Raw genomic sequence first — 1,813 nt, forward strand, 5'->3', positions numbered from 1 at the left:
AAGAGACAGCCCACGCCTCCGAGAACGGATCCCATGACCGCCACCGCCGCCTCCCCCGCGCCGCTGCTGCTGACCAAGCGGCGCATCTGGATCATCTTCAGCGCCCTCATCGCCGGGATGCTGCTGTCGAGCCTCGACCAGACCATCGTGTCGACCGCCATGCCGACCATCGTCGGCGACCTCGGCGGGGTCGAGCACCAGGTCTGGATCACGACCGCGTACATCCTCGCGACCACGATCGTCATGCCCGTCTACGGCAAGCTCGGCGACGTGCTCGGGAGGCGGTGGCTGTTCATCATCGCCATCGCCGTCTTCACCGCGGCCTCGGTCGGCTGCGCGTTCGCGGGCGACTTCTGGAGCTTCGTCGTCTTCCGCGCCATGCAGGGCCTCGGCGGCGGCGGCCTGATGATCCTGTCGCAGGCGATCATCGCCGACATCGTGCCCGCCAACGAGCGCGGCAAGTACCTCGGCCCGCTCGGCGCCATCTTCGGCCTCTCCGCGGTCGCCGGCCCGCTGCTCGGCGGCTTCTTCGTCGACCACCTGACCTGGCAGTGGGCGTTCTACATCAACATCCCGGTCGGGATCATCGCCCTCGTGATCGCCGTGTTCGCGCTGACCCTGCCCAACAAGAAGGCGACGCAGCCGGTGGATGTGCTGGGCATCCTGTTCCTGTCGATCGCGACCACCTGCCTCATCTTCTTCACCGACTTCGGCGGCGACAAGGACCACGGCTGGAGCTCGCTCTCCACCTGGCTCTGGGGCGCCGGCATGCTGGTCGCCGCGATCGCCTTCGTGATCGCCGAGGCGAAGGCCAAGGACCCGATCATCCCGCTGTCCCTCTTCAAGAACCCGATCTTCATCAACGCGACCGCCATCGGCCTCGCGCTCGGCATCGGGATGTTCGCCGCGATCGGCTTCGTGCCCACCTTCCTGCAGATGTCGTCCGGCACCTCGGCCGCGGCCTCCGGCCTGCTGATGATCCCGATGATGGTCGGCCTCATCGGCACCTCCATCGCCTCGGGCGTCGCGATCACCCGCACCGGCAAGTACAAGCTGTTCCCGATCCTCGGCACGATCATCACGGGCATCGCGATGGTCTGCATGACGACGCTGACGGCCTCCACCCCGATCTGGCTGATCTGCGTCTACCTGTTCGTCTTCGGCGCCGGCCTCGGCCTGATCATGCAGGTCGTCGTGCTGGTGGTGCAGAACGCCGTGCCGGCCGCGCAGATCGGCACCGCGACCTCCACCAACAACTACTTCCGCGAGGTGGGAGCAGCGCTCGGCACGGCCGTGTTCGGCACCCTGTTCACGACCCGCCTGACCGAGAACCTCACCGACGTCTTCACGAAGGCGGGCGCCTCGGCCGCCGACGCTCAGGGCGCGACTGCGACCCTGAGCCCGGAGGTGCTGAACAGCCTCCCCGACGCGGTCCGCACCGGTGTCGTCGACGCCTACGCGAACGCCCTCGCCCCGGTGTTCTGGTACCTGCTGCCGTTCATCGCGGTGGCGTTCCTGCTGGCGCTGTTCCTCAAGCAGATCCCGCTCTCGGACCAGGCCGGTCTCGTCGCCCGCGGCGAGGCGATCGGCGGCGAGGAGGCGGAGCGGCTGGAGGCCGAGCGCCGCGCGGCCGCGACGGGAGAGGGTGCGGGTGCGTCCGAGGCCGAAGCCGAAACCGAGGCCGGGCCTGCGGCGGAGGTGTCCGCGCCTGCCCCGGAGGCGGAGAGGGCCGAGCCCGAGCCGACCACCGGGAGCGTGCCCTCGCGCTGACGCGCGGGGCCCGCTGACGCGCGCCCGCCGCCGACCCCCGCTA

1 protein-coding gene is annotated in these 1,813 nt (G+C 69.7%); it reads left to right on the plus strand.

From position 1 onward, the window contains the following. Positions 1-33 precede the first annotated feature (33 nt). The gene (locus ACR9ZG_RS18780; RefSeq protein ID WP_481286362.1) at positions 34-1,770 is read left to right on the plus strand and encodes an MDR family MFS transporter; all 1,737 of its coding nucleotides are present in this window, start codon (positions 34-36) and stop codon (positions 1,768-1,770) included. Positions 1,771-1,813: the final 43 nt, after the last annotated feature.

The sequence above is a fragment of the Leifsonia sp. KNZ12-8B genome (genome assembly GCF_056755495.1).